Source organism: Pulveribacter sp., from assembly GCF_032079985.1.
Taxonomy (GTDB): domain Bacteria; phylum Pseudomonadota; class Gammaproteobacteria; order Burkholderiales; family Burkholderiaceae_C; genus Melaminivora.
This window is the reverse complement of the sequence record NZ_DAMATK010000001.1, coordinates 979,950-1,001,056: the sequence shown is the minus strand read 5'-3', so window position 1 is coordinate 1,001,056 and position 21,107 is coordinate 979,950. Positions and strand designations below refer to the sequence as shown.

General features: G+C 68.1%; 17 protein-coding genes. 6 read left to right on the top strand and 11 right to left on the bottom strand.

The genetic code is table 11. From position 1 onward, the window contains the following. Window positions 1-48: 48 nt before the first annotated feature. The 11 genes from RT282_RS04655 to serA all read right to left on the bottom strand — a co-directional run bounded on the left by RT282_RS04655 (window position 49) and on the right by serA (window position 13,035). Window positions 49-672 carry a DUF502 domain-containing protein gene (locus RT282_RS04655; protein WP_313312627.1) on the bottom strand — a complete coding sequence of 208 codons (624 nt, stop codon included), beginning with the start codon at window positions 670-672 and terminating at the stop codon, window positions 49-51. 22 nt (window positions 673-694) lie between these two features. Then, on the bottom strand, window positions 695-961 hold the full coding sequence (locus tag RT282_RS04650) for an FmdB family zinc ribbon protein (protein ID WP_313312104.1): 267 nt from the start codon (window positions 959-961) through the stop codon (window positions 695-697). Window positions 962-1,030: 69 nt separating this feature from the next. After that, the gene (locus RT282_RS04645; protein ID WP_313312102.1) at window positions 1,031-2,482 is read right to left on the bottom strand and encodes a sodium:solute symporter family protein; all 1,452 of its coding nucleotides are present in this window, start codon (window positions 2,480-2,482) and stop codon (window positions 1,031-1,033) included. A 78-nt stretch (window positions 2,483-2,560) separates the two neighbouring features. Next, window positions 2,561-4,129 (bottom strand): ubiquinone biosynthesis regulatory protein kinase UbiB, encoded by a 1,569-nt coding sequence (gene ubiB, locus RT282_RS04640; protein ID WP_313312100.1) that lies wholly within the window; start codon window positions 4,127-4,129, stop codon window positions 2,561-2,563. Beyond that, window positions 4,126-4,710, bottom strand: coding sequence for a hypothetical protein (locus tag RT282_RS04635; RefSeq protein WP_313312098.1), 585 nt, complete (start codon window positions 4,708-4,710; stop codon window positions 4,126-4,128). The genes ubiB and RT282_RS04635 overlap by 4 nt, the downstream gene beginning before the upstream one ends. Window positions 4,711-4,799: 89 nt before the next feature. Continuing rightward, window positions 4,800-5,819 (bottom strand): Tim44-like domain-containing protein, encoded by a 1,020-nt coding sequence (locus RT282_RS04630; protein WP_312304951.1) that lies wholly within the window; start codon window positions 5,817-5,819, stop codon window positions 4,800-4,802. 67 nt (window positions 5,820-5,886) lie between these two features. Then, window positions 5,887-6,618, bottom strand: coding sequence for a bifunctional demethylmenaquinone methyltransferase/2-methoxy-6-polyprenyl-1,4-benzoquinol methylase UbiE (gene ubiE, locus RT282_RS04625; RefSeq protein ID WP_312304949.1), 732 nt, complete (start codon window positions 6,616-6,618; stop codon window positions 5,887-5,889). A 103-nt stretch (window positions 6,619-6,721) separates the two neighbouring features. Beyond that, entirely contained in the window at window positions 6,722-7,159 is a 438-nt protein-coding gene (locus tag RT282_RS04620; RefSeq protein ID WP_312304946.1) for a DUF971 domain-containing protein, read from the bottom strand. 69 nt (window positions 7,160-7,228) lie between these two features. Further along, window positions 7,229-7,693, bottom strand: coding sequence for an HIT family protein (locus RT282_RS04615; protein WP_313312096.1), 465 nt, complete (start codon window positions 7,691-7,693; stop codon window positions 7,229-7,231). After that, window positions 7,690-11,613 carry an FAD/FMN-binding oxidoreductase gene (locus RT282_RS04610; RefSeq protein WP_313312093.1) on the bottom strand — a complete coding sequence of 1,308 codons (3,924 nt, stop codon included), beginning with the start codon at window positions 11,611-11,613 and terminating at the stop codon, window positions 7,690-7,692. Before RT282_RS04610 ends, RT282_RS04615 begins: the two co-directional genes overlap by 4 nt. A 192-nt stretch (window positions 11,614-11,805) precedes the next feature. Then, window positions 11,806-13,035 (bottom strand): phosphoglycerate dehydrogenase, encoded by a 1,230-nt coding sequence (gene serA / locus RT282_RS04605; protein WP_313312090.1) that lies wholly within the window; start codon window positions 13,033-13,035, stop codon window positions 11,806-11,808. A 296-nt stretch (window positions 13,036-13,331) separates the two neighbouring features. Between serA and ugpB the strand changes: the two genes are divergently transcribed. The 6 genes from ugpB (at window position 13,332) to RT282_RS04575 (ending at window position 21,097) form a co-directional block, all read left to right on the top strand. Continuing rightward, window positions 13,332-14,645, top strand: coding sequence for a sn-glycerol-3-phosphate ABC transporter substrate-binding protein UgpB (ugpB, locus tag RT282_RS04600; RefSeq protein WP_312304939.1), 1,314 nt, complete (start codon window positions 13,332-13,334; stop codon window positions 14,643-14,645). Window positions 14,646-14,774: 129 nt separating this feature from the next. Beyond that, the gene (gene ugpA / locus RT282_RS04595; protein ID WP_313312088.1) at window positions 14,775-15,656 is read left to right on the top strand and encodes a sn-glycerol-3-phosphate ABC transporter permease UgpA; all 882 of its coding nucleotides are present in this window, start codon (window positions 14,775-14,777) and stop codon (window positions 15,654-15,656) included. Between the two features lie 168 nt (window positions 15,657-15,824). Further along, window positions 15,825-16,673 carry a sn-glycerol-3-phosphate ABC transporter permease UgpE gene (gene ugpE, locus RT282_RS04590; protein ID WP_312304935.1) on the top strand — a complete coding sequence of 283 codons (849 nt, stop codon included), beginning with the start codon at window positions 15,825-15,827 and terminating at the stop codon, window positions 16,671-16,673. 63 nt (window positions 16,674-16,736) lie between these two features. After that, the gene (locus RT282_RS04585; RefSeq protein WP_312304932.1) at window positions 16,737-17,744 is read left to right on the top strand and encodes a sn-glycerol-3-phosphate import ATP-binding protein UgpC; all 1,008 of its coding nucleotides are present in this window, start codon (window positions 16,737-16,739) and stop codon (window positions 17,742-17,744) included. Between the two features lie 14 nt (window positions 17,745-17,758). Continuing rightward, complete coding sequence (ugpQ, locus tag RT282_RS04580) at window positions 17,759-18,508, top strand: glycerophosphodiester phosphodiesterase (RefSeq protein WP_313312085.1); 750 nt, start codon at window positions 17,759-17,761, stop codon at window positions 18,506-18,508. A gap of 108 nt (window positions 18,509-18,616) precedes the next feature. Further along, window positions 18,617-21,097, top strand: a complete 2,481-nt coding sequence (locus tag RT282_RS04575) for a DUF3772 domain-containing protein (protein ID WP_313312084.1) — start codon at window positions 18,617-18,619, stop codon at window positions 21,095-21,097. The last annotated feature ends 10 nt before the right edge of the window (window positions 21,098-21,107 follow it).

Sequence of the window (21,107 nt, the reverse complement as noted above, 5' to 3'; positions counted from 1 at the left end):
TGAGGGTGCTGCGGTGCCAGGGGCCGCCGGTCCGGCCGCCCCGAGGGGCTACCTGCCCGCCTCGGCAGCCAGGGGGTCGGGCGGGGCCACGACTCCCATCGAAACAATGTACTTGAGGGCCGCGTCGATGCTCATGTCCAGCTCCACGCAGTCGCTCTTGCGCATCAGCACGAAGTAGCCGCCCGTGGGGTTGGGCGTAGTGGGCACGTAGACGCTGACGAACTCGTCGCGCAGGTGGGCCGCGACCTCGCCGCTGGGCGTGCCGGTGATGAAGGCTACCGTCCACACGCCCTCACGTGGCCACTGCACCAGCACGGCGGTGCGAAAGGCGTTGCCGCTCTCGGAAAACAGCGTGTCAGACACCTGCTTGACGCTGGAGTAGATGGAGCGCACCACCGGGATGTGGCTGACCAGCGCGTCGCCCCACTCCACCAGCTTGCGCCCGGCGAAGTTGCTGGCCAGGGCGCCCACCGCCAGCAGGATGCTCAGCGTGAGCAGCACGCCAAAGCCGGGGATGTGAAAGCCCAGCAGCCGGTCGGGCTGCCAAGAGCCGGGCAGGATGGCCAAGGTCTGGTCCAGGGCGCCCACGATCCAGGACAGAACCCAGGCCGTGATGACGCCGGGCACCACGACCAGCAGGCCGGTGAACAGCCACTTGCGCAGCGCGGCCATGGGCGTGGCCTTGGTCATTTTTTCAGGCATCAGAAGTGCTTGCAGCGGGCGCTGGACTTGCGGCGGCAGCTCCTTTTTCAGGAGCAGCCCCGGCAGCCGGCTGCTTGCGGCCGCTGAAGTCGGTGGCATACCAGCCCGTGCCCTTGAGCTGAAAGCCCGGGGCCGTCAGCTGCTTGGCGAAGGCGTGGGCGCCGCAGGCCGGGCAGGTAGTGAGCGGGGCGTCGGCAATTTTTTGCAGCACGTCCTTGGCATGGCCGCAGGAGCCGCACTGGTAGGCGTAAATAGGCATTGCAAAAACGCGCTGGAGGGCGAGGAAAAACCCGCAATTATAGGCAACGGCGGGTTTTTCCTGCGGCGCTCAGTCCAGGCCCGCCACGGGTTGCGCGGCCAGGTGGGCGTTGCGCACAAACTGCGGCGCCAGCGACCCGCCCACCATGCCGACCACGGCCGCCAGCACGCCGGCCAGCTGCTGCGGAAAGACCTCGCCGAGCGCGGGCGTGGCCATGAACAGCAGCCAGGTGCCGATGCCCAGCACCACGGCGCACAGCGCTCCCTGGGTGTTGGCGCGCTTCCAGTACAGGCCGAAGACCAGCGGCACGAAGGCGCCCACCAACGGCACCTGGTAGGCGCCCGACACCAGCTCGAAGATGGGCGTGCCCTCCATCTTGATGGAGTAGATCAGCACGCAGATGGCGAACACGAAGACGCTGATGCGCATGATGCGCAGGTTCTCGTCGTCGCTGATGTAGGTGGGACGGAACTGGCGCCAGATGTTCTCGGTGAAGGTGACGGCCGGCGCCAGCAGCGTGGCCGAGGCGCAGGACTTGATGGCCGACAGCAGTGCGCCGAAGAACAGCACCTGCATCATGACCGGCATGCGGTCCATGACCAGCGTGGGCAGCACCTTCTGCGGGTCGTCTTCCAGCAGCGCCGCAGTCTGCTCGGGCATGATGATCAGCGCACTGGCCACCAGGAACATGGGCACGAAGGCGAACAGGATGTACGCCGTGCCGCCGATGACCGTGCCATGCGTGGCGGCCTTTTCGCTGTTGGCCGACATGACGCGCTGGAACACGTCCTGCTGCGGGATGGAGCCCAGCATCATGGTGATGGCCGCGCCGAAGAAGAAGATGATCTCGTGCCAGGTCGGCTCGGGCCAGAAGCGGAACATGTCGCGGCTCACGGCCAGGTCAATGATTTTGCCGGCGCCGCCAGCCATGTCGGCCGCGAAGAACGACAGCACCAGCAGGCCCACCACCAGGATGATCATCTGGATGAAGTCCGTCACCGCCACGGACCACATGCCGCCCCACAGCGTATAGACCAAGATGGAGCCCACGCCGATGGCCATGCCCCAGGGGATGGAGATCACCCCGCCCGACAGCAGGTGGAAAACCAGGCCCAACGCCGTGACCTGGGCCGACACCCAGCCCAGGTAGCTGAGCATGATGATCAGCGAGCAGATCACCTCGATGCCGCGCCCATAGCGCTCGCGGTAGTAGTCGCTGATGGTCAGCAGCGTCATGCGGTACAGCTTGCCGGCGAAAAACACGCCCACCAGGATCAGGCACATGCCGGCCCCGAAGGGGTCCTCCACCACGGCGTTCAAGCCGCCGTGAATGAACTTGGCGGGAACGCCCAGCACGATCTCCGAGCCGAACCACGTGGCGAACGTGGTGGTGATGATCATGTACATGGGCAGGTGCCGACCGGCGATGGCGAAGTCGGCCGTGTTCTGCACACGCCTGGCGGCCCACAGGCCGATGCCGATGGTGACAAACAGATAGGCGATCACCATGAAGAGCAACACGTGGCAACTCCTGAAGGAAGGAAAAGTGGTTGACGAAGAAGGGTGGGAAGGGAAAAGAAAACCGAAGGCGTGCCCGGCTCAGAACACGCGCAGGCGCGCAATGATCTGCATCACGATCAACCCCAGCAGGAAGCCGACGCCGCCGTAGATCACGCCTTGCAGCAGGCGGTTGGTGCGCTTTTGTTCGGCCAGCAGCGCCTGCAGCTCCGCCCGGCCGTCGCCCTGGCCGCGGTGGCTGAGGTATTCGTGCATCAGGCGCGGCAGCTCGGGCAGGATCTTGGCGTAGCGCGGTGCCTCCATGCGCAGTTCGCGCCACAGGCGCTGCGGACCCAGCTGCTCGAGCATCCAGCGCTCCAGGAAGGGCTTGGCCGTGCTCCACAGGTCCAGTTCTGGGTCGAGCTGGCGGCCCAGGCCTTCGATGTTGAGCAGCGTCTTTTGCAGCAGCACCAGTTGCGGCTGGATCTCCACCTGGAAGCGCCGCGAGGTCTGGAACAGGCGCAGCAGCACCATGCCCAGCGAGATCTCCTTGAGCGGCCGGTCGAAGTACGGCTCGCAGACGGCGCGAATCGCCGACTCCAGCTCATTGACGCGCGTAGTGGGTGGCACCCAGCCGCTTTCGATGTGCAGCTCGGCCACACGCTTGTAGTCGCGCCGGAAGAAGGCCGTGAAGTTCTGCGCCAGGTATTCCTTGTCGTACTCGGTGAGCGTGCCGACGATGCCGAAGTCCAGCGAGATGTAGCGCCCGAAGGTGTCCGGGTCCAGGCTGACCTGGATGTTGCCGGGGTGCATGTCGGCGTGGAAGAAGCCGTCGCGAAACACCTGGGTGAAGAAGATGGTCACGCCGTCGCGGGCCAGCTTCTTGATGTCTACGCCGGCCTCGCGCAGACGAGCGACCTGGTTGATGGGCACGCCGTTCATGCGCTCCATCACCAGCACGTCGGGGTGGCAGAAATCCCAGAACACCTCCGGGATCAGCACCAGCCCGACGTCCTTCATGTTGCGCCGCAGCTGGGCGGCGTTGGCCGCCTCGCGGATCAGATCCAGCTCGTCGTGCAGGTAGTTGTCGAACTCGGCCACCACCTGGCGGGGCTTGAGGCGCTTGCCGTCCGCCGACAGGCGCTCCACCCAGCGGGCCATCATGCCCATCAGGGCCAGGTCCTGGTCGATCACCGGCAGCATGCCGGGGCGAAGCACCTTCACGGCCACATCGCGCTCGCGCCCATGCCGATCGCGGATGACGGCGAAGTGCACCTGGGCGATGGAGGCGCTGGCTACCGGCGTGCGGTCGAACGAGACAAACACCTCGTCGATCGGCCGGCGAAAGGCCCGCTCGATGGTGGCCACTGAAATAGCCGGGTCGAACGGCGGCACGCGGTCCTGCAGCAGCGCAAGCTCGTCGGCGATGTCCGGCGGCATCAGGTCGCGCCGCGTGGACAGCACCTGGCCGAACTTCACGAAGATCGGCCCCAGCCGCTCCAGCGCCAGGCGCAGGCGCACGCCGCGCGGCGCATCCAGGCGCCGTCCGAAGGTGATGACGCGCGTGAGCAAATGCAGCCAGGGGTGGCGAAAATTGGACAGCACGACCTCGTCCAGGCCATGGCCCAGCACCACCCGCAGGATGGTGAACCCCCGCACGAAGCGCCTCATGGCGGCGAACGGTGCGCTGTGCTGTTGTCGGCGCCGTGGGCGCCGAGGTCGCCGGCGCCGCCCATGCGCGCGCCCACGAAGCGGCGCAGGGCCGCAGCCACGCGCTCGGCCACCGAGGCCACAGCCCGCGCCGGCGCATCGCCGATCACGCGTGCCAGATCATCCTCGACGTCCCAGCGCACGTTGTCCACCACCCAGTTGATGTCGGCGGCCAGTTGCACGTCACCCTCGATGCGGATGGAGGGCCGCTCACCGGCCAGGGCGCTGCGCGCCAGCGACAGCGGTGACGCCTCGAACACCTGCAGCCGCAGGTCGGGCTGGGCGCCCTCGGGTGCCAGGTCCAGCAGGCCGGCGGGGGTGAGCTGCAGCGTCATGAAGAAGTTGCGCCACTGCACGTGCGCCGTGCGCCCGGCCTGGCGCGCCAGGCGGTCCATCGCTTCACGCTCCTGCATCAGCACGTGGTTCAGGAACAGCACCGCCCGGTGCTGCACCTCGTGCACCAGCCAGGCCGGCGGCTGCGGGCCGGAAACGATGCGTTCCATGAGGCCGTCCAGAAACGAAAAAGGGGACTGCTTAGACATAGCCCCCGATTATTCCCCGAAGTGGCGGCCGCACTGTCGGCTTTTTGGCCGAGAGTGCGGCGCCTTCTTCGCTGTGATTGGTGGATGGATTACTGCAGTGCCTGCAGGCCGGCCACCAGCCAGCCGCTGGAGCCGCTCTTGGGCTTGGTCATGTTCCAGACCTCGCGGAAGGGGCTGGGGCCGGCGGAGGCCTCCTCGCGAATCATGCCGGAGAACTCCACGCTGGCCATGTAGCCATCGCCCAGGTCCTCGATGCCCAGCAGCTGCGCCTCCAGCATGACCACGTCGGTGTGGTTGGGCTCGGCGCCGCCGCGGTGCTGCTCGCGCTCGGACAGCTGGGTGCGGATCTCGCCGACCATGGCGTCGGTCATCATGGAGCGCAGCGTGGCGATGTCCGAGCGGTCCCAGGCGGCCTGCAGCGTCACGAAGTTGCGCTTGGCCGCCGTCAGGAAGCCCTCGGTGTCAAAGCCGTCGGGCACGCCCCAGTTCTGCGAGCCGGCCAGGGCCGAGCCGATCATGGAGCCGCCAGCCGCCGCGCCGGGCTGCGCCTGGAAGGCCGCGCCGGCGCGCTCCCAGGGGCGGGCCGAGGCGTCGTTGCCCACCTTCTCGGGGTTGTACTGGCGCGGCATCTGCACGTCCGCCGGCGGCGTGCCTGCGCCCGCACCCTGGAAGGCGAAGGGCGAGGCGGCCGCGGTCTGCGCCGGACGACGCGAGCGCATGACCATGCCCACCACGGCCATGACCACCAGCGCCAGCAGCGCGAACATCAGGAACTGCGCAAAGCCCGCGCCAAGACCCAGCGAGTTGGCCAGCCAGGCCAGGCCCAGGCCGGCAGCCAGGCCGCCCAGCATGGCGCCCCAGGGCTTGCGTGTGGCGGCCGCAGCGGCGCCGGCGCCAGCCGCTGCCGGTGCCGCGTTGGCGGCCTGGTTGGGCGCGGCGCCCTGCTGCGCCGGCGTGCCGGGCGCGCGCGGCGGCGTGGCCTCGCGCTGCGTGACGTTGGAGGACTGGCGGCCGAAGGACTTGCCTCCGCCCATGCGGCGCGCGTCGGCGTCCAGGTGCACCAGCGCCAGCACGGCCACCAGCGCCACGGACCACAGTTTGCTGTTCATGTCATCTCCCAAGGAAGGTGTGAGCGGCGAGCGCCCCGGAAGCGGATTTCGCCCGCTTGGTATTCGTTCAGCACTTGATTCCAACATGCAGCGCCACCACGCCGCCCGTCATGTTGTGATAGTCCACATGCCCAAAGCCACTTTGTTTCATGAGGGATTTGAGCTCCTCCTGACCCGGATGCATGCGGATGGACTCGGCCAGATACTGGTAGCTGGCGGCGTCGCCGGCCACCATGGAACCCAGCCGCGGCAGCACCTTGAAGGAGTACCAGTCGTAGGCCTTGGACAGGGGCTTGGCGACCTTGGAGAACTCCAGCACCAGCAGGCGCCCGCGGGGTTTCAGCACGCGGCACATCTCGGCCAGCGCCGCGTCCTTGTGGGTCATGTTGCGCAGGCCGAAGGCCACGCTGACCAGGTCGAAGTGGTTGTCGGGAAAGGGCAGGTGCTCGGCGTCGCACACCGCCGTGGGCAGCACCACGCCGGCGTTGATCAGCCGGTCGCGGCCGGTGCGCAGCATGGCCTCGTTGATGTCGGTGTGCACCACGCGGCCGGTGGCGCCGACCTTCTTGGAGAAAGCCAGCGCCAGGTCGCCCGTGCCGCCGGCAATGTCCAGCACCTGGTCGCCCTCGCGCAGGTTGGCCACCATCACCGTGTAGGCCTTCCAGGCCCGGTGCAGGCCACCGGACATCAGGTCGTTCATCAGGTCGTACTTGGGCGCGACGGAGTCGAAAACGCCGCGTACGCGGCGCGCCTTGTCGCTTTCGTCGACCGACTGGAAACCGAAGTGGGTGGTGCTCATGGCGTGATGCTAGGTCAGGGGTTGGCGGCGCGTACAGGGACAACCCCGCGCCAGCGTGGGGCTTGTGTCGCTATTCGGACAAATGGGGGACAAGGCCGCGGGCTCAATGCCCGCCGCAGCCGCCGCTGCTGCAGCCGCCACCGCCGTGGGCCGCCTTGCCGCCCATGGGCGCGTCACGGTCCACGCCGGCCTCGGCCAGGCGGCGCTCGTACTCGCGCATCAGCTGCTGCTGGTCGCGGCCCAGCTCATAGAGATAGGCCCAGGTGAAGATGCCGCTGTCGTGCCCGTCGGAGAAGGCTGGGCGCACGGCGTAGTGGCCCACGGGCTCCAGGCCCACCAGGGCCACGTCGCGCTTGCCGGTCTGCAACACCTCCTGGCCCGGGCCGTGGCCCTGCACCTCGGCCGAGGGCGAGTACACGCGCATCAGCTCGAAGGGGATGCGAAAGACCGCGCCATCGCTGAACGCCACCTCCAGCACACGCGAGCGCTCGTGCACGGTGATGGCCTGCGGCGCGGGAGTGTTGTCGAGCGGTTGGGCCATGGGTTCACCTCGTGCCTTGTTTCAAGCAAAAAAGGCCGCCAGCGCTTATGCAGCAAGCGCCGGCAGCTATCAAATCGATTGCACCTGAACGCTCTCGCCGCCCCAGGCGGCGAGCCGCTCGCGCAGCGCCTGGTGCAGGGCAGGCAAGTGCTCGGCCAGTTGCGCCTCGTGCTCGGCGCTGCGGGGGCGCTGGGGCACGGCCCACAGCGGCGCGGGCCAGTGGCTGTCCCAGGTGTAGCGGCCGATCACATGCCAGTGCAGGTGCGGCACCACGTTGCCCAGGGTGGCCAGGTTGACCTTGTCCGGCTGCACCTGCTCGCGCAGGGCCTGCTCGACCAGGGTGACGGCCTGCATGCAGTGCAGGCGCGCGGCCTCGTCCAGGTCGGAGAACTCGGCCACGTGCGCGTTCCAGACCACGCGGTAGAAGGCGGGAAAGCCCGGCTCGTCCACATGGATCACGCGCAGCTGCTGGCCGCGCCAGATCAGCGTGCCGCCGTCGGCGGCGCACAGGGGGCATTGCGGGCCGGCGGTCATACAAGGACCCGCTCGATGCCGCCGGCGTTGGCGCGCTGCACGTACTCGGGCAGCCAGTTCTCGCCCAGGATCTGGCGCGCCATCTCGATGACGATGTAGTCGGCTTCGAGCAAGCCGTTCTGCAGGTCGCCCTGGTAGCGCGAGATGCCCTGCAGGCAGCTGGGGCAGCTGGTCAGGATCTTGATGTTGTCCTGCGCACCCACGGCGCCGCTGGCGCGCAGCTGCGCCTCGCCCTTGCGGATCTCTTCTTCCTTGCGAAAGCGCACCTGCGTGGCCACGTCGGGCCGCGTCACGCCCAGCGTGCCGGATTCGCCGCAGCAGCGCTCGCTCTTCAGGACCTTGTCGCCCACCAGGGCGCGCACGGTCTGCATGGAGTCGCCCTGCTTCATGGGGTTGTGGCAGGGCTCGTGGTACAGGTAGCCGCCCTGCCCCGCCGGCAGCGTGATGCCCTTTTCCAGCAGGTATTCGTGGATGTCGATGATGCGGCTGCCGGGGAAGATCTTGTCGAACTGGTAGCCCTGCAGCTGGTCGTAGCAGGTGCCGCACGAGACCACCACCGTCTTGATGTCCAGGTAGTTCAGCGTGGTGGCCACGCGGTGGAACAGCACCCGGTTGTCGGTGATCATCTTCTCGGCCTTGTCGAACTGGCCGCTGCCGCGCTGCGGATAGCCGCAGCACAGGTAACCGGGCGGCAGCACCGTCTGCACGCCGGCGTGCCACAGCATGGCCTGCGTGGCCAGGCCGACCTGGGAAAACAGCCGCTCGGAGCCGCAGCCGGGAAAGTAAAACACCGCCTCGCTGTCCGCGCCCGTCTCGGGGTTGCGGATGATGGGCACGTAGTCCTTGTCCTGGATGTCCAGCAGCGCGCGCGCCGTCTTCGTGGGCAGGCCGCCGGGCAGCTTCTTGTTCACGAAGTGGATGACCTGTTCCTTGATGGGCGCCGGCCCTACGGTGGCGGGCGGGTGGGCCGTCTGCTTGCGGGCCACGGCCTGCAAAGCGTCCACGGCCAGTCGCTGGGCCTTGTAGCCGACGTTGACCATGCCGGCGCGCAGCGCACCGATGGTGCGCGGGTCGGTGGCGTTGAGCATGGTCATGGCCAAGGCGTTGCCCGGGCGCCAGCTCTTCTTGCCCATCTTGCGCAGCAGGTTGCGCATGTTCATGGTCACGTCGCCGAAGTCGATCTTGACCGGGCAGGGGTTGTAGCACTTGTGGCACACCGTGCAGTGGTCGGCCACGTCCTCGAACTCCTGCCAGTGGTGGCTGGAGATGCCGCGGCGCGTCTGCTCCTCGTACAAAAAGGCCTCGGCCAGCAGCGAGGTGGCCAGGATCTTGTTGCGCGGGCTGTACAAAAGGTTGGCGCGCGGCACGTGGGTGGCGCACACCGGCTTGCACTTGCCGCAGCGCAGGCAGTCCTTGACGCTGGCGACGATGTCGCCGATGTCGCTCTGCTGCATGATCAGCGACTCGTGCCCCATCAGCCCGAAGCTGGGCGTATAGGCGTTGGTCAGGTCGGCGAACATCAGCGATGCGCGCGCGCCCCTGTGAGCCAAATCGGCCTGCAGCCCTTGCTCAGCTTGCGCCAGCAGCTCCTGATTGCGTAGCAGCTTGCCGCGGTTGAAGCGCCCGTGCGGGTCGATGCGCTGCTTGTAGGCGGCAAACGGCGCCAGCTCCTCGTCGGTCAGGAACTCCAGCTTGGTGATGCCAATACCGTGCTCGCCCGAGATCACGCCGCCCAGGCTGCGCGCCAGCACCATGATGCGCGCCACGGCCTCGTGCGCGGTCTGCAGCATGTCGTAGTTATCGCTGTGCACGGGAATGTTGGTGTGCACGTTGCCGTCGCCCGCGTGCATGTGCAGCGCCACCCACACCCGGCCCTTGAGCACGCGCTGCTGCACGTCGCCCAGCGCCTGCATCAGCGGCTCGAAGTCGCTGCCGGTGAAGATGTTGCGCAGCGGATCGCGAATCTGCGCCTTCCAGCTGGCGCGCAGGCGGTGGTCCTGCAGCTGCGGGAACAGCTCCTCCACCCGCCGCAGCCAGTCCTGCCAGAGCGCGCGCGTCTCGCGCACCTGGGCCAGGGCCAGCGCCAGCTTTTCCTCCAGCAGCTCGGGCGACGGCGCCTCGCCGACCGCCTCGGGCTTGCCCAGCGGCAGCTGGCCCTGGGCCAGGAAATCCTCCAGCGCGTCGGCCAGCTCGATCTTGTTGCGCAGGGACAGCTCGATGTTGATGCGCTCGATGCCGTCGGTGTACTCGGCCATGCGCGGCAGCGGGATCACCACGTCCTCGTTGATCTTGAAGGCGTTGGTGTGGCGGCTGATGGCCGCGGTCTTCTTGCGGTCGGCCCAGAACTTCTTGCGCGCCTCGGCGCTCACCGCCGTGAAGCCCTCGCCCGAGCGCGAATTGGCGATGCGCACCACCTCGGCGGCGGCGCGGGCCACGGCGTCGGGGTCGTCGCCCACGATGTCGCCCACCAGCAGCATCTTGGGCAGCCCGCCGCGCTTGCTCTTGGTGGTGTAGCCCACGGCGCGCAGGTAGCGGTCGTCCAGATGCTCCAGGCCGGCCAGCAGCACGCCGGAGCGCTTTTGCTCGGAGAACATGAAGTCCTTGATCTCGACGATGCTGGGCACCGCGTCCTTGGCGTTGCCGAAGAACTCCAGGCACACGGTGCGCGTGTGCTCGGGCATGCGGTGCACGATCCAGCGGGCGCTGGTGATCAGGCCGTCCGTGCCCTCCTTCTGGATGCCGGGCAGGCCCGACAGGAACTTGTCCGTCACGTCCTTGCCCAGGCCTTCCTTGCGGAAGGTGTGGCCAGGGATGTCCAGGCGCTCGGTGCGGATCGGCGTCCTGCCGTCGGCCTGGAAGTACTGCAGCTCGAAGCTGGCAACTGCAGCGTCGTGGATCTTGCCCAGGTTGTGCCCGATGCGCGTGACCTCCAGCCACTGCCCTTCAGGCGTCACCATGCGCCAGCTGGCCAGGTTGTCCAGCGCCGTGCCCCACAGCACGGCCTTCTTGCCACCGGCGTTCATGGCGATGTTGCCGCCCACGCAGCTGGCCTCGGCGCTGGTCGGGTCCACGGCGAAGACGAAGCCGGCGTTTTCTGCCGCATCGGCCACGCGCTGGGTGACCACGCCAGCCTCGGTCCAGACGGTGGCCACCTCGTGTTCCAGGCCGGGCAGGCGGCGCATCTCCACCGCCGTCATGGCCTCGAGCTTCTCGGTGTTGATGACGGCGCTGCGCCAGGTCAGCGGAATGGCGCCGCCGGTGTAGCCGGTGCCGCCGCCGCGCGGGATGATGGTCAGCTCCAGCTCGATGCAGGCCTTGACCAGCTCGGCCATCTCGGCCTCCGTGTCGGGCGTGAGCACGACGAAGGGGAACTCCACGCGCCAGTCGGTGGCGTCGGTGACGTGCGAGACGCGCGACAGCCCGTCGAACTTGACGTTGTCCTTGGCCGTCAGCCGGGCGAAGCGTTTTTGCGCGGCGCGGCGCATGCTGGCCACCTCGGCCAGCGTGGCGTCGAACTCGGCGATCGCCCGCTGCGCGGCCTGCACCAGCACGCCCACGCGGCGGTCGCGCTCGGGGTCCTCGTGCGGCAGGCGGCGCTTGTCGATCTCGGCCATGCGGTGGCGCAGCGCATCCACCAGCAGCTTGCGCCGGTCGGGGTTGTGCAGCAGGTCGTCCTGCAGATAGGGGTTGCGCTGCACGACCCAGATGTCGCCCAGCACCTCGTAGAGCATGCGGGCGGATCGGCCCGTGCGCCGCTCGCGGCGCAGCTCGTCCAGCACGGCCCAGGCCGGCTCGCCCAGCAGGCGGATGACGATCTCGCGGTCGGAAAACGAGGTGTAGTTGTACGGAATCTCGCGCAGCCGGGCAGTCTGCCCGCCCTGCGCGCCTTGCAGGGCAGCCAGCGCAATCGGATCGTTCATGGGGTCAACCTGGGGTCGGGCGGGTCTGCGCCCGCTGGGGCTCTCGGGGGCTGGCGATTTTAAGCGACGCCCCCCGCGCACGCGCCGCGCGAGGGGCGGAGCCTGTTTCTCAAGCAAAAAACGGCTCCAGCCCTTGCCTGGCAAGCGCTGGCAGCTCCCCTTTCAATAGCAAAAACCGCAATGCGCGCCGCATCAGAAAAGCACGCGCGTGCGCAGCGTGCCCGGCACCTGGGCCAGCTTTTCCAGCGCCAGGTCGGAGGAGCGGGCGTCCAGGTCGATGACCACATAGCCCAGGTCCTCGCGCGTCTGCAGGTACTGGGCAGCGATGTTCACATCGTTGTCCGACAGGATGCGGTTGATCTGCGACAGCACGCCCGGCACGTTCTGGTGGATGTGCAGCAGCCGGTGCTTGCCCTCGTGTGCGGGCAGCGCCACCTCGGGGAAGTTGACCGACGAGGTGCTGGTGCCGTTGTCGCTGTAGCGGATGAGCTTGTGCGCCACCTCCAGGCCGATGTTGGCCTGCGCCTCCATGGTGGAGCCGCCGATGTGCGGCGTGAGGATGACGTTGTCCAGCCCGCGCAGGGGCGAGACGAACTCGTCCTTGTTGCTCTTGGGCTCCTTGGGGAAGACATCGATGGCGGCGCCCGCGAGGCGGCCGCTCTTGATGGCCTCGGCCAGCGGCTCGATCTCTACCACGGTGCCGCGCGAGGCATTGATCAGGATGGCGCCGGGCTTCATGGCGGCGATCTGCTGCGCGCCCATCATCCACTGGGTGGAGGGCAGCTCGGGCACGTGCAGGCTGACGATGTCGGCCTCGCCCAGCAGCGCGGCCAGCGACGGCGCCTGGCGCGCGTTGCCCAGCGGCAGCTTGGCCACCACGTCGTGAAAGATCACGTGCATGCCCAGGCTCTCGGCCAGCACCGACAGCTGCGAGCCGATGGCGCCATAGCCGACGATGCCCAGCGTCTTGCCGCGCGCCTCGAAGGCGCCTTCGGCGCTCTTGAGCCAGCCGCCGCGGTGCGCCACGGCGTTCTTCTCGGCAATGCCGCGCAGCAGCAGGATGCTCTCGGCCAGCACCAGCTCGGCCACCGAGCGGGTGTTGGAATACGGCGCGTTGAACACGGCGATGCCGCGCGCACGCGCCGCGGGCAGGTCGATCTGGTTGGTGCCGATGCAAAACGCCCCCACGGCCACCAGCTTGGGCGCGGCGGCCAGCACCTCGGCGGTGAGCTGGGTGCGCGAGCGGATGCCCACGAAGTGCGCGTCGGCCAGCTTGTCCTTGAGCTCCTGCCCCTCCAGCGCGCCCGTCAGCCGCTGCACGTTGGTGTAGCCGGCGGCGGCCAGGGCGTCGACGGCGCAGGAGTGCACCCCCTCGAGCAACAGGAACTTGATCTTGCTTTTGTCCAGGGAGGTCTTGGGCATGGAGGAACACCGGTGGAGTGAAGGGAGGCTCATCATTGTGCAGTGCACAAATCCTTACTGTCAGAAGGCGAATGGTGCGGGGTGAGCACCACAGACCTGCACGATGCAAGGGCAAAGTCCCCGGTATGTCAGAAAACCGTAATGGAAGTGTCACAATTTGCACCTTTCGGCTGGCGGGTAATCCCCGTTGTTGAGTGCTTTTCGCTGTGCCACAACGTCATGTTTCCGTCACAAGGCGGCGCCACCATGGTGCGCTTTCGCCTTCCGTCCATTCCCCAAAAAGGAGCTTTCACCCCATGCAAGTCAAACATCTGGCACTGGCTGCCTCCATGCTCGCCGTCAGCGTCGCCGCGCAGGCGCAGACCGAGATCCAGTGGTGGCACTCGATGACAGCCGTGAACAACGAGTGGGTCAACGACCTGGCCAAGCAGTTCAACGAGAGCCAGAAGGACTACAAGATCGTGCCCACCTTCAAGGGCACCTATGACGAATCCATGACGGCCGCCATCGCCGCCTTCCGCTCGGGCAACGCGCCGCACGTCCTGCAGGTGTTTGAAGTGGGCACGGCCACGATGATGGCCAGCAAGGGCGCCACCGTGCCCGTGGGCAAGGTGATGAAGGATGCGGGTGCGGACTTCAACCCCGCCGGCTACATCCCCGCCGTCGCCGCCTACTACACGGCTCCCAGCGGCGAGATGCTGAGCATGCCGTTCAACAGCTCGACCACGGTCTTCTACATCAACAAGGACGCCTTCAAGAAGGCCGGTCTGAACACCGACAAGGCCCCCGCCACCTGGCCCGAGGTGTTCGAAGCCGCGAAGAAGCTCAAGGCCAGCGGCCACAGCTGCCCCATGACGCTGGCCTGGATGGGCTGGACGCAGCTGGAGTCGTTCTCCGCCTGGCACAACGTGGAGTTCGCCACCGAGAAGAACGGCCTGTCGGCCAACGGCTACAAGGCCCGCATGAAGGTTAACTCGCCGCTGCACGTCAAGCACATCGAGAACCTGTCGCAGGCCGCCAAGAACGGCGAGTTCGTCTACAAGGGCCGCGGCTCGGCCGCCCAGGCGTCCTTCACCTCGGGTGAGTGCGCCATGATCCAGACGTCGTCGGGCTTCTACGGCGACGTGGCCAAGAACGCCAAGTTCGCCTACGCCATCGCTCCCCTGCCCTACTACGCCGACGTGAAGGGCGCGCCGCAGAACACCGTGATCGGCGGCGCCTCGCTGTGGGTCATGGCCGGCAAGAAGCCCGAGGAATACAAGGGCGTGGCCAAGTTCTTCGAGTTCCTGTCGCAGACCAAGGTGCAGGCCGCCAGCCACCAGCGCACGGGCTACCTGCCCATCACCATGGCCGCCTATGAGCTGACGGACAAGTCCGGCTTCTACCAGCAGAACCCCGGCACTGACGTGGCCGTGAACCAGATGGTGCGCAAGGTGACCGACAACTCGCGCGGCATCCGCCTGGGCAACTACGTGCAGATCCGCACCATCGAGGACGAAGAGCTCGAGCAGGTGTGGGCCGGCAAGAAGACCGCCAAGGAGGCCCTGGATTCCATCGTCAGCCGCGGCAACGAGCTGCTGGCCCGCTTCGAGAAGTCCTACAAGAAGTAATCGCCTTGTCTGCCCCGCGCCGTGCCCCAAGAGGGCGCGCCGGGGCCGCGGCCCGCCCACCCGTGCGGGCCGTCTCTTTCCCGACGGCTGCATGGACTGCACCGGCGGTTTTTTGCTTTTTGGACCGTCATGGAAAAACGCGTACTTTTCCGCTCGGCGTGGCTGCCCTGGGTGCTGATCGCCCCGCAGCTGCTCATCATCAGCGTCTTCTTCTTCTGGCCCGCCTGGCAGGCGGTGCTGCAGTCCTTCCAGATGGAAGACGCCTTCGGCATGAGCGTCGAATGGGTGGGCCTGCAGAACTTCCAGCAGCTGCTGGACGACCCCTCCTACCTGAACTCCTTCAAGCGCACGGCACTGTTTTCCATCCTGGTGGCGGGCATAGGCATCGGCCTGGCGCTGGCGCTGGCCATCTTCGCCGACCGCATCGTGCGCTTTGCCATGGTCTACAAGACCCTGCTCATCGTGCCCTACGCCGTGGCGCCCGTGATCGCCGGCGTGCTGTGGGTGTTCCTGTTCTCGCCCTCGATCGGCGTCATCACCTACTACCTGGGCCGCCTGGGCTACGGCTGGAACCACATGATGAATGACGGCCAGGCCATGGCGCTGATCGTCATCGCCTCGGTCTGGAAGCAGATTTCCTACAACTTCCTGTTCTTCCTGGCCGGGCTGCAATCCATCCCGAAGGCGCTGATCGAGGCCGCCTCGATCGACGGCGCGGGCGCCTGGCGGCGCTTTTGGAACATCCAGCTGCCGCTGCTGTCGCCCACCACGTTCTTCCTGCTGGTCATCAACATCGTCTACGCTTTCTTCGACACCTTCGGCATCATCGATGCGGCCACGCAGGGCGGCCCCGGCCAGTCCACCTCCATCCTGGTCTACAAGGTGTACCAGGACGGCTTCAAGGCGCTGGACCTGGGCGGCTCGGCCGCGCAGTCGGTGATCCTGATGCTGATCGTGGTGGCGCTCACCGTGGTGCAGTTCCGCTACGTCGAAAAGAAGGTGCAGTACTAGGAACACCCCCCTATGTCGCTTCGCTCCTTCCCCCCGCTCTCGCAGCGCTGCGCGCTGCGGGCAGAGGGACGCCGCCGGTGCTGCGGGGCGGCCCTTGCACGGCGGCCCTGGCACGGGTCGCGCCAGTGTTTTGGGTCGCGGGCTCTGGCATTCCTGTGAAGAAAATAAATGATTGATCGCAATCCCTGGCTGACCTTCCTGTCGCACGCCGTGCTGGTGCTCGGCGTGGCCATCGTCGCCTTTCCCCTCTACCTGGCGCTCGTCGCCTCCACCCACACGGCCCAGACCATCGTGCAGTCGCCCATGCCGCTGCTGCCGGGCACGCACCTGTGGGAGAACTACCAGGCCGCCCTGTTCGGCTCGGGCAAGCTGGGCTCCAACACCAACGTGGTGCGCATGATGTGGGTCAGCTTCGTGGTGGCCATGGTCATCACGGTGGGCAAGATCGCCATCTCGCTGCTGTCGGCATTCGCCATCGTGTATTTCCGCTTCCCGTTCAAGATGCTGTGCTTCTGGGCCATCTTCCTGACGCTGATGCTGCCGGTGGAAGTGCGCATCCTGCCGACCTACAAGGTGGTGGCCGACCTGGGCCTGCTGAACACCTACGGCGGCCTGACGCTGCCGCTGATCGCCTCGGCCACGGCCACGTTCCTCTTCCGCCAGTTCTTCCTGACGGTGCCGGACGAGCTGGTGGAGGCTGCGCGCATCGACGGCGCCGGGCCCATGCGCTTTTTCGTGGACGTGCTGGTGCCGCTGTCGCGCACCTCGATCGCGGCGCTGTTCGTGATCCAGTTCATCTACGGCTGGAACCAGTACCTGTGGCCGCTGCTCATGACCACCAGCGAGGACATGTACCCGGTGGTCATCGGCATCAAGCGCATGCTGGCCGGTGGCGAGGCCGCCGTGGACTGGAACATCGTCATGGCCACGGCCATCATCGCCATGCTGCCGCCCACGGCGGTGGTCATCCTGATGCAGAAATGGTTCGTCAAGGGCCTGGTGGACACCGAGAAATAAGCATCAAATACCGCTCCATCGCTTGTCCATCAAGCGCCAGCAGCTCCTGATTCAATAGCAACCATGGCTTCCATTTCCCTCAAGAACATCACCAAGATCTATGGCACCGGCAAGCTGGCTGTGCCGGTCATCCACGGCGTGAACGCCGAGATCGCGGACGGCGAGTTCGTCGTCATCGTCGGCCCCTCCGGCTGTGGCAAGTCCACGCTGCTGCGCATGGTCGCCGGCCTGGAGGAGATCACCGGCGGCGAGTTGAAGATCGGCGAGCGCGTGGTCAACAACCTGGAGCCGGCCAAGCGCGACATCGCCATGGTGTTCCAGAACTACGCCCTGTACCCGCACATGAGCGTGTTCGACAACATGGCCTACGGCCTGAAGATCGCCAGCGTGCCGAAGGACGAGATCCGCCAGCGCGTGGACAAGGCCGCCAAGATCCTGGAGCTGTCGCACCTGCTGGACCGCAAGCCGCGCCAGCTCTCGGGCGGCCAGCGCCAGCGCGTGGCCATGGGCCGCGCCATCGTGCGCCAGCCGCAGGTCTTCCTGTTCGACGAACCACTGTCCAACCTGGACGCCAAGCTGCGCGTGCAGACCCGCCTGGAGATCCAGAAGCTGCACCGCGAGCTGGGCATCACCAGCCTGTTCGTCACCCACGACCAGGTCGAGGCCATGACGCTGGCCGAGCGCATCATCGTCATGAACGCCGGCAACATGGAGCAGTTCGGCACGCCCGAGGAGGTCTACCACACGCCCGCCTCCACCTTCGTGGCCAGCTTCATCGGCTCGCCGCCCATGAACCTGCTGCAGCAGGCGCCGGGCGCCACGGCCGGACAGATCCTGGGCATCCGCCCCGAGCACCTGGACGTGGGCAGCGAGGGCTGGCCGGTGCTGGTGGAAACCGTGGAAATGCTGGGCGCCGAACGCCTGATCTACGGCCGCCTCAACGGCGAGCAGATCGTCGTGCGCGTGGAAGAAGGCGCCCATGCACCCGAACTCGGCTCCACCCTGCACGTCATGCCGCGCGCCGGCCGCGTGCACGCCTTCGACGCCACGAGCGGCAAGCGCATCGGCTAAGGGGGAGAGTCGCCATGAACGCCCCCACCGCGCCCTGGCCCTACCCGCGCTGGATCGCCCACCGCGGCGCTGGGCGCCTGGCGCCCGAGAACACCCTGGCCGCCTTCCGCCTGGGCGCGCAGCACGGCTGGCGCATGTTCGAGTGCGACGCCAAGCTCAGCGCCGACGGCGTCGCCTTTCTGCTGCACGACGCCACGCTGCCCCGCACCACCAGCGGCCGCGGCACGGCCGGCGAACTGACCTGGGGCGAGCTGGCGCAGCTGGACGCGGGCGCCTGGCACTCGCGCCAGTACGCCGGCGAGCCCATCCCCACGCTGGAGAGCCTGGCGCGCTGGTGCATCGCCAACCATTACTACCTGAACATCGAGATCAAGCCCACGCCCGGCGCCGAAGAGGTCACTGGCCGCGCCGTGGCCGCCCTGGCCGCGCGGCTGTGGCACGGCCAGGACGTGCCGCCGCTGCTGACCTCGTTCCAGCCGCTGGCGCTATCGGGCGCGCGCGAGACCGCGCCGCAGCTGCCGCGCGGGCTGCTGCTGGACAAGCTGCATGACGGCTGGCTGGACACTGCCCTGCAGCTGGGTTGCGTGGCCATCGTCTGCAACCACGCACTGTGGACCGCGGACCACGTACAGGCCGTGCACCGGGCCGGCCTGCGTGCGCTGAGCTACACCGTGAACGACGAATGGGCGGCCGAGCGGCTCATCGAGCTGGACACGGACGGCATCATCAGCGACCGCGTGGACCTGTTCAGCCCCGCGCGCTGACCACCAAGCAGCAGGCCCAGGCGGCGCGCCAGCATCTGGTTGCCGCCATTCACAAATCCCAGCAGGCGTCCCCCTGGGCACGCCAGGGGCTCGCGGACAATGCCGGCCATGCCGCGCCACCGCTCCCGCTGCCCTGCCTTCTTTCTGCCGCTGCTGATCGCACTGCTGCTGGCCTGTACGCTGGCCCTGCCCGCCTGGGCAGCGCCGGCGCCCCCCGCCTCCGCGGCATCCGCCTCCAGCAGCGACGGCCAGCCCCTGCCCTCAGTGGACGAGCTGCGCCGTCGGCTGGACGCCATACCGCCAAAGCTGGCCGATGAGGACGACGGCCGCAAGCTGGTGGCCGAGGCCAACGCCATCGGCGCCGCGGCCGACCGCCTGGCCGCCCAGCGTACCACCGACCTGGCCGACATCGACCTGCGCCTGCAGGGCCTGGGCCCGGCGCCTGAGAAGGGCGCGCCGGCCGACGCGCCCGATGTGGCGCAGCAGCGCACCGCCCTGGCCAAACAGCGCGCCGCCGTCGACGGCGAGCTGAAGCTGGCTCGCCTGATCAGCGTGGATGCCGAGCAGCGCGCTGGCGACCTGACGCGCCAGCGGCATGCACAGTTCCAGGCCGCCCTGACCTCGCGCACCGATTCGCCCCTGAGCGCCACCTTCTGGCGCAACCTGCGCAACGCCTGGCCGGGCGACCAGGCACGGCTGCAGTCGCTGGCGCTGGACCTGCGCGACGCCGTGCAGGCCGCCGTGCAGCCGCCGCGGCGCGGTGGCTTCGTGGGCTCGCTGGTCGCGGCACTGCTGCTGATCGTGGCCGGCACCTGGGCGGCCGAGCGCATCCTGGTGCGGCTGCTGCCCGTGCACCTGCCGACCACGCGGCTGCGCCGCACGCTGCTGGTGGCCGCCGCCATCGCGGTCAACGTGCTGCTGGTGGGCACGGCCATGCAACTGGCCTGGGGCGCGCTGTCGCTGCCGGGCGAACTGAGCGCGCCGCTGCAGGCGCTGGAGCATGCCAGCGTGCGCGCCGCGGCGTACGCCACCTTCGTCATCACCCTGGGCCACGCGCTGCTGGCGCGCCGCCGGCCCAGCTGGCGCCTGCTGCCTTTGGCCGACGCGCAGGCGCGGCGCATGGCGCCCTACCCCTGGTGGATCGCCCTGCTGTCGGGCGTGGGCACGATGGCGGTGGAGGTCAACGCCATCATCGGCGCCAGCCTGGCGGCCGAGGTCTTCACCCACGCGCTGCTGGCGCTGCTGCTCGCCTGGGCCGTGGGTCTGCTGCTGGCGCAGGCGCGCCGGCGCGAGGCGCCCGAGGCGCCGGCCGCCGAGGCGGGTGAGCCCGTCCCCCTGGCCAACGTGCGTCCGCTGTGGCTGGGCGCGCTGCTGGCCGCCGCCGCCCTGGCCGTGTTGGCCTCGGTGGCCACGCTGGCACTGGGTTTCATCGCGCTGGCCAGCATGCTGGCGCGCCAGACGGTGTGGTTCGGCGTGGTCTTCGCTACGGCCTATTTGCTGTTCATGCTGGCCGACGACCTGAGTGAGGCGCTGCTGTCCTCGCGCGGCGCCGTGGGCCGCCACCTGCACAGCGCCCTGGGGCTGGAGGCGCGGCTGCTGGACCAGCTGGCCGTCCTGGCCTCGGGCCTGCTGCGCGTGCTGCTGTTCTTCTACATGGTGATCGCGCTGATGGCGCCGTTCGGCACCGGTCCGGACGAGCTGTTTCGCCGCGGCAGCCGCTTCGACGGCGCCCTGAAGATCGGCGACTTCACCCTCGCCCCGCAAGCACTGGCCACGGCGGCGCTGGTGCTGGTGGCCGGCTTCGTGGCGATCCGCCTGTTCAAGCGCTGGCTGAGCGACCGCTACTTCCCCAGCACCGCGCTGGAGCCGGGCATGAGCAGCTCCATCACCACGCTGCTGGGCTATGTGGGCGGGGTGGTGGTGATCGCCATCGCCCTGGCCGGCCTGGGGATCAGCGTGGAGCGCATCGCCTGGGTGGCCAGCGCGTTGTCGGTGGGCATCGGCTTCGGGCTGCAGGCCATCGTGCAGAACTTCATCTCCGGGCTGATCCTGCTGGCCGAGCGCCCGGTGCGCGTGGGCGACTGGGTCAAGCTGGGCGACACCGAGGGCGACGTGCGCCGCGTGAACGTGCGCGCCACCGAGATCCAGCTGGGCGACCGCTCCACCGTCATCGTGCCCAACTCGGAGTTCATTACCAAGACCGTGCGCAACATGACGCTGACCGGTGCCCAGGGCCGCGTGCAGCTGAGCCTGCCGGCGCCCCTGAACACCGACGCCAAGCGCATGCGCGAGCTGATCCTGGCGGCCTTCCGCGAGCACCCGGCCATGTTGCCGGAGCCCGCGCCCGTGGTGCAGCTGGACGGCATCCAGAACGGCACGCTGACCTTCACCGCCACTGGCTGGGTGGCCAACCCGCGCAGCGTGGGCGGGGCGCGCAGCGACATCCTGTTTTCCATCCTGGACGCGCTGCGGGCCGAGGGGCTGCACCTGTCGCCCCCGGCCACCACCTTCGTCACGCACGCCGGCAGCGGCCCGGCCATGGCGGGCGACGGAGGCGAGCCGCCGGCCACGCCACCCTTCACCAGCTGAATACTACCTT

Coding starts and splice junctions, on each gene's coding strand:
- RT282_RS04620 (WP_312304946.1), bottom strand. CDS start 7,159: ATGGCCCAACCGCTCGACAACACTCCCGCGCCGCAGGCCATCACCGTG.
- serA (WP_313312090.1), bottom strand. CDS start 13,035: ATGCCCAAGACCTCCCTGGACAAAAGCAAGATCAAGTTCCTGTTGCTC.
- RT282_RS04575 (WP_313312084.1), top strand. CDS start 18,617: ATGCCGCGCCACCGCTCCCGCTGCCCTGCCTTCTTTCTGCCGCTGCTG.
- ubiE (WP_312304949.1), bottom strand. CDS start 6,618: ATGAGCACCACCCACTTCGGTTTCCAGTCGGTCGACGAAAGCGACAAG.
- RT282_RS04655 (WP_313312627.1), bottom strand. CDS start 672: ATGGCCGCGCTGCGCAAGTGGCTGTTCACCGGCCTGCTGGTCGTGGTG.
- RT282_RS04585 (WP_312304932.1), top strand. CDS start 16,737: ATGGCTTCCATTTCCCTCAAGAACATCACCAAGATCTATGGCACCGGC.
- RT282_RS04615 (WP_313312096.1), bottom strand. CDS start 7,693: ATGACCGCCGGCCCGCAATGCCCCCTGTGCGCCGCCGACGGCGGCACG.
- RT282_RS04635 (WP_313312098.1), bottom strand. CDS start 4,710: ATGTCTAAGCAGTCCCCTTTTTCGTTTCTGGACGGCCTCATGGAACGC.
- RT282_RS04630 (WP_312304951.1), bottom strand. CDS start 5,819: ATGAACAGCAAACTGTGGTCCGTGGCGCTGGTGGCCGTGCTGGCGCTG.
- ubiB (WP_313312100.1), bottom strand. CDS start 4,129: ATGAGGCGCTTCGTGCGGGGGTTCACCATCCTGCGGGTGGTGCTGGGC.
- RT282_RS04650 (WP_313312104.1), bottom strand. CDS start 961: ATGCCTATTTACGCCTACCAGTGCGGCTCCTGCGGCCATGCCAAGGAC.
- ugpB (WP_312304939.1), top strand. CDS start 13,332: ATGCAAGTCAAACATCTGGCACTGGCTGCCTCCATGCTCGCCGTCAGC.
- RT282_RS04610 (WP_313312093.1), bottom strand. CDS start 11,613: ATGAACGATCCGATTGCGCTGGCTGCCCTGCAAGGCGCGCAGGGCGGG.
- ugpA (WP_313312088.1), top strand. CDS start 14,775: ATGGAAAAACGCGTACTTTTCCGCTCGGCGTGGCTGCCCTGGGTGCTG.
- ugpQ (WP_313312085.1), top strand. CDS start 17,759: ATGAACGCCCCCACCGCGCCCTGGCCCTACCCGCGCTGGATCGCCCAC.
- ugpE (WP_312304935.1), top strand. CDS start 15,825: ATGATTGATCGCAATCCCTGGCTGACCTTCCTGTCGCACGCCGTGCTG.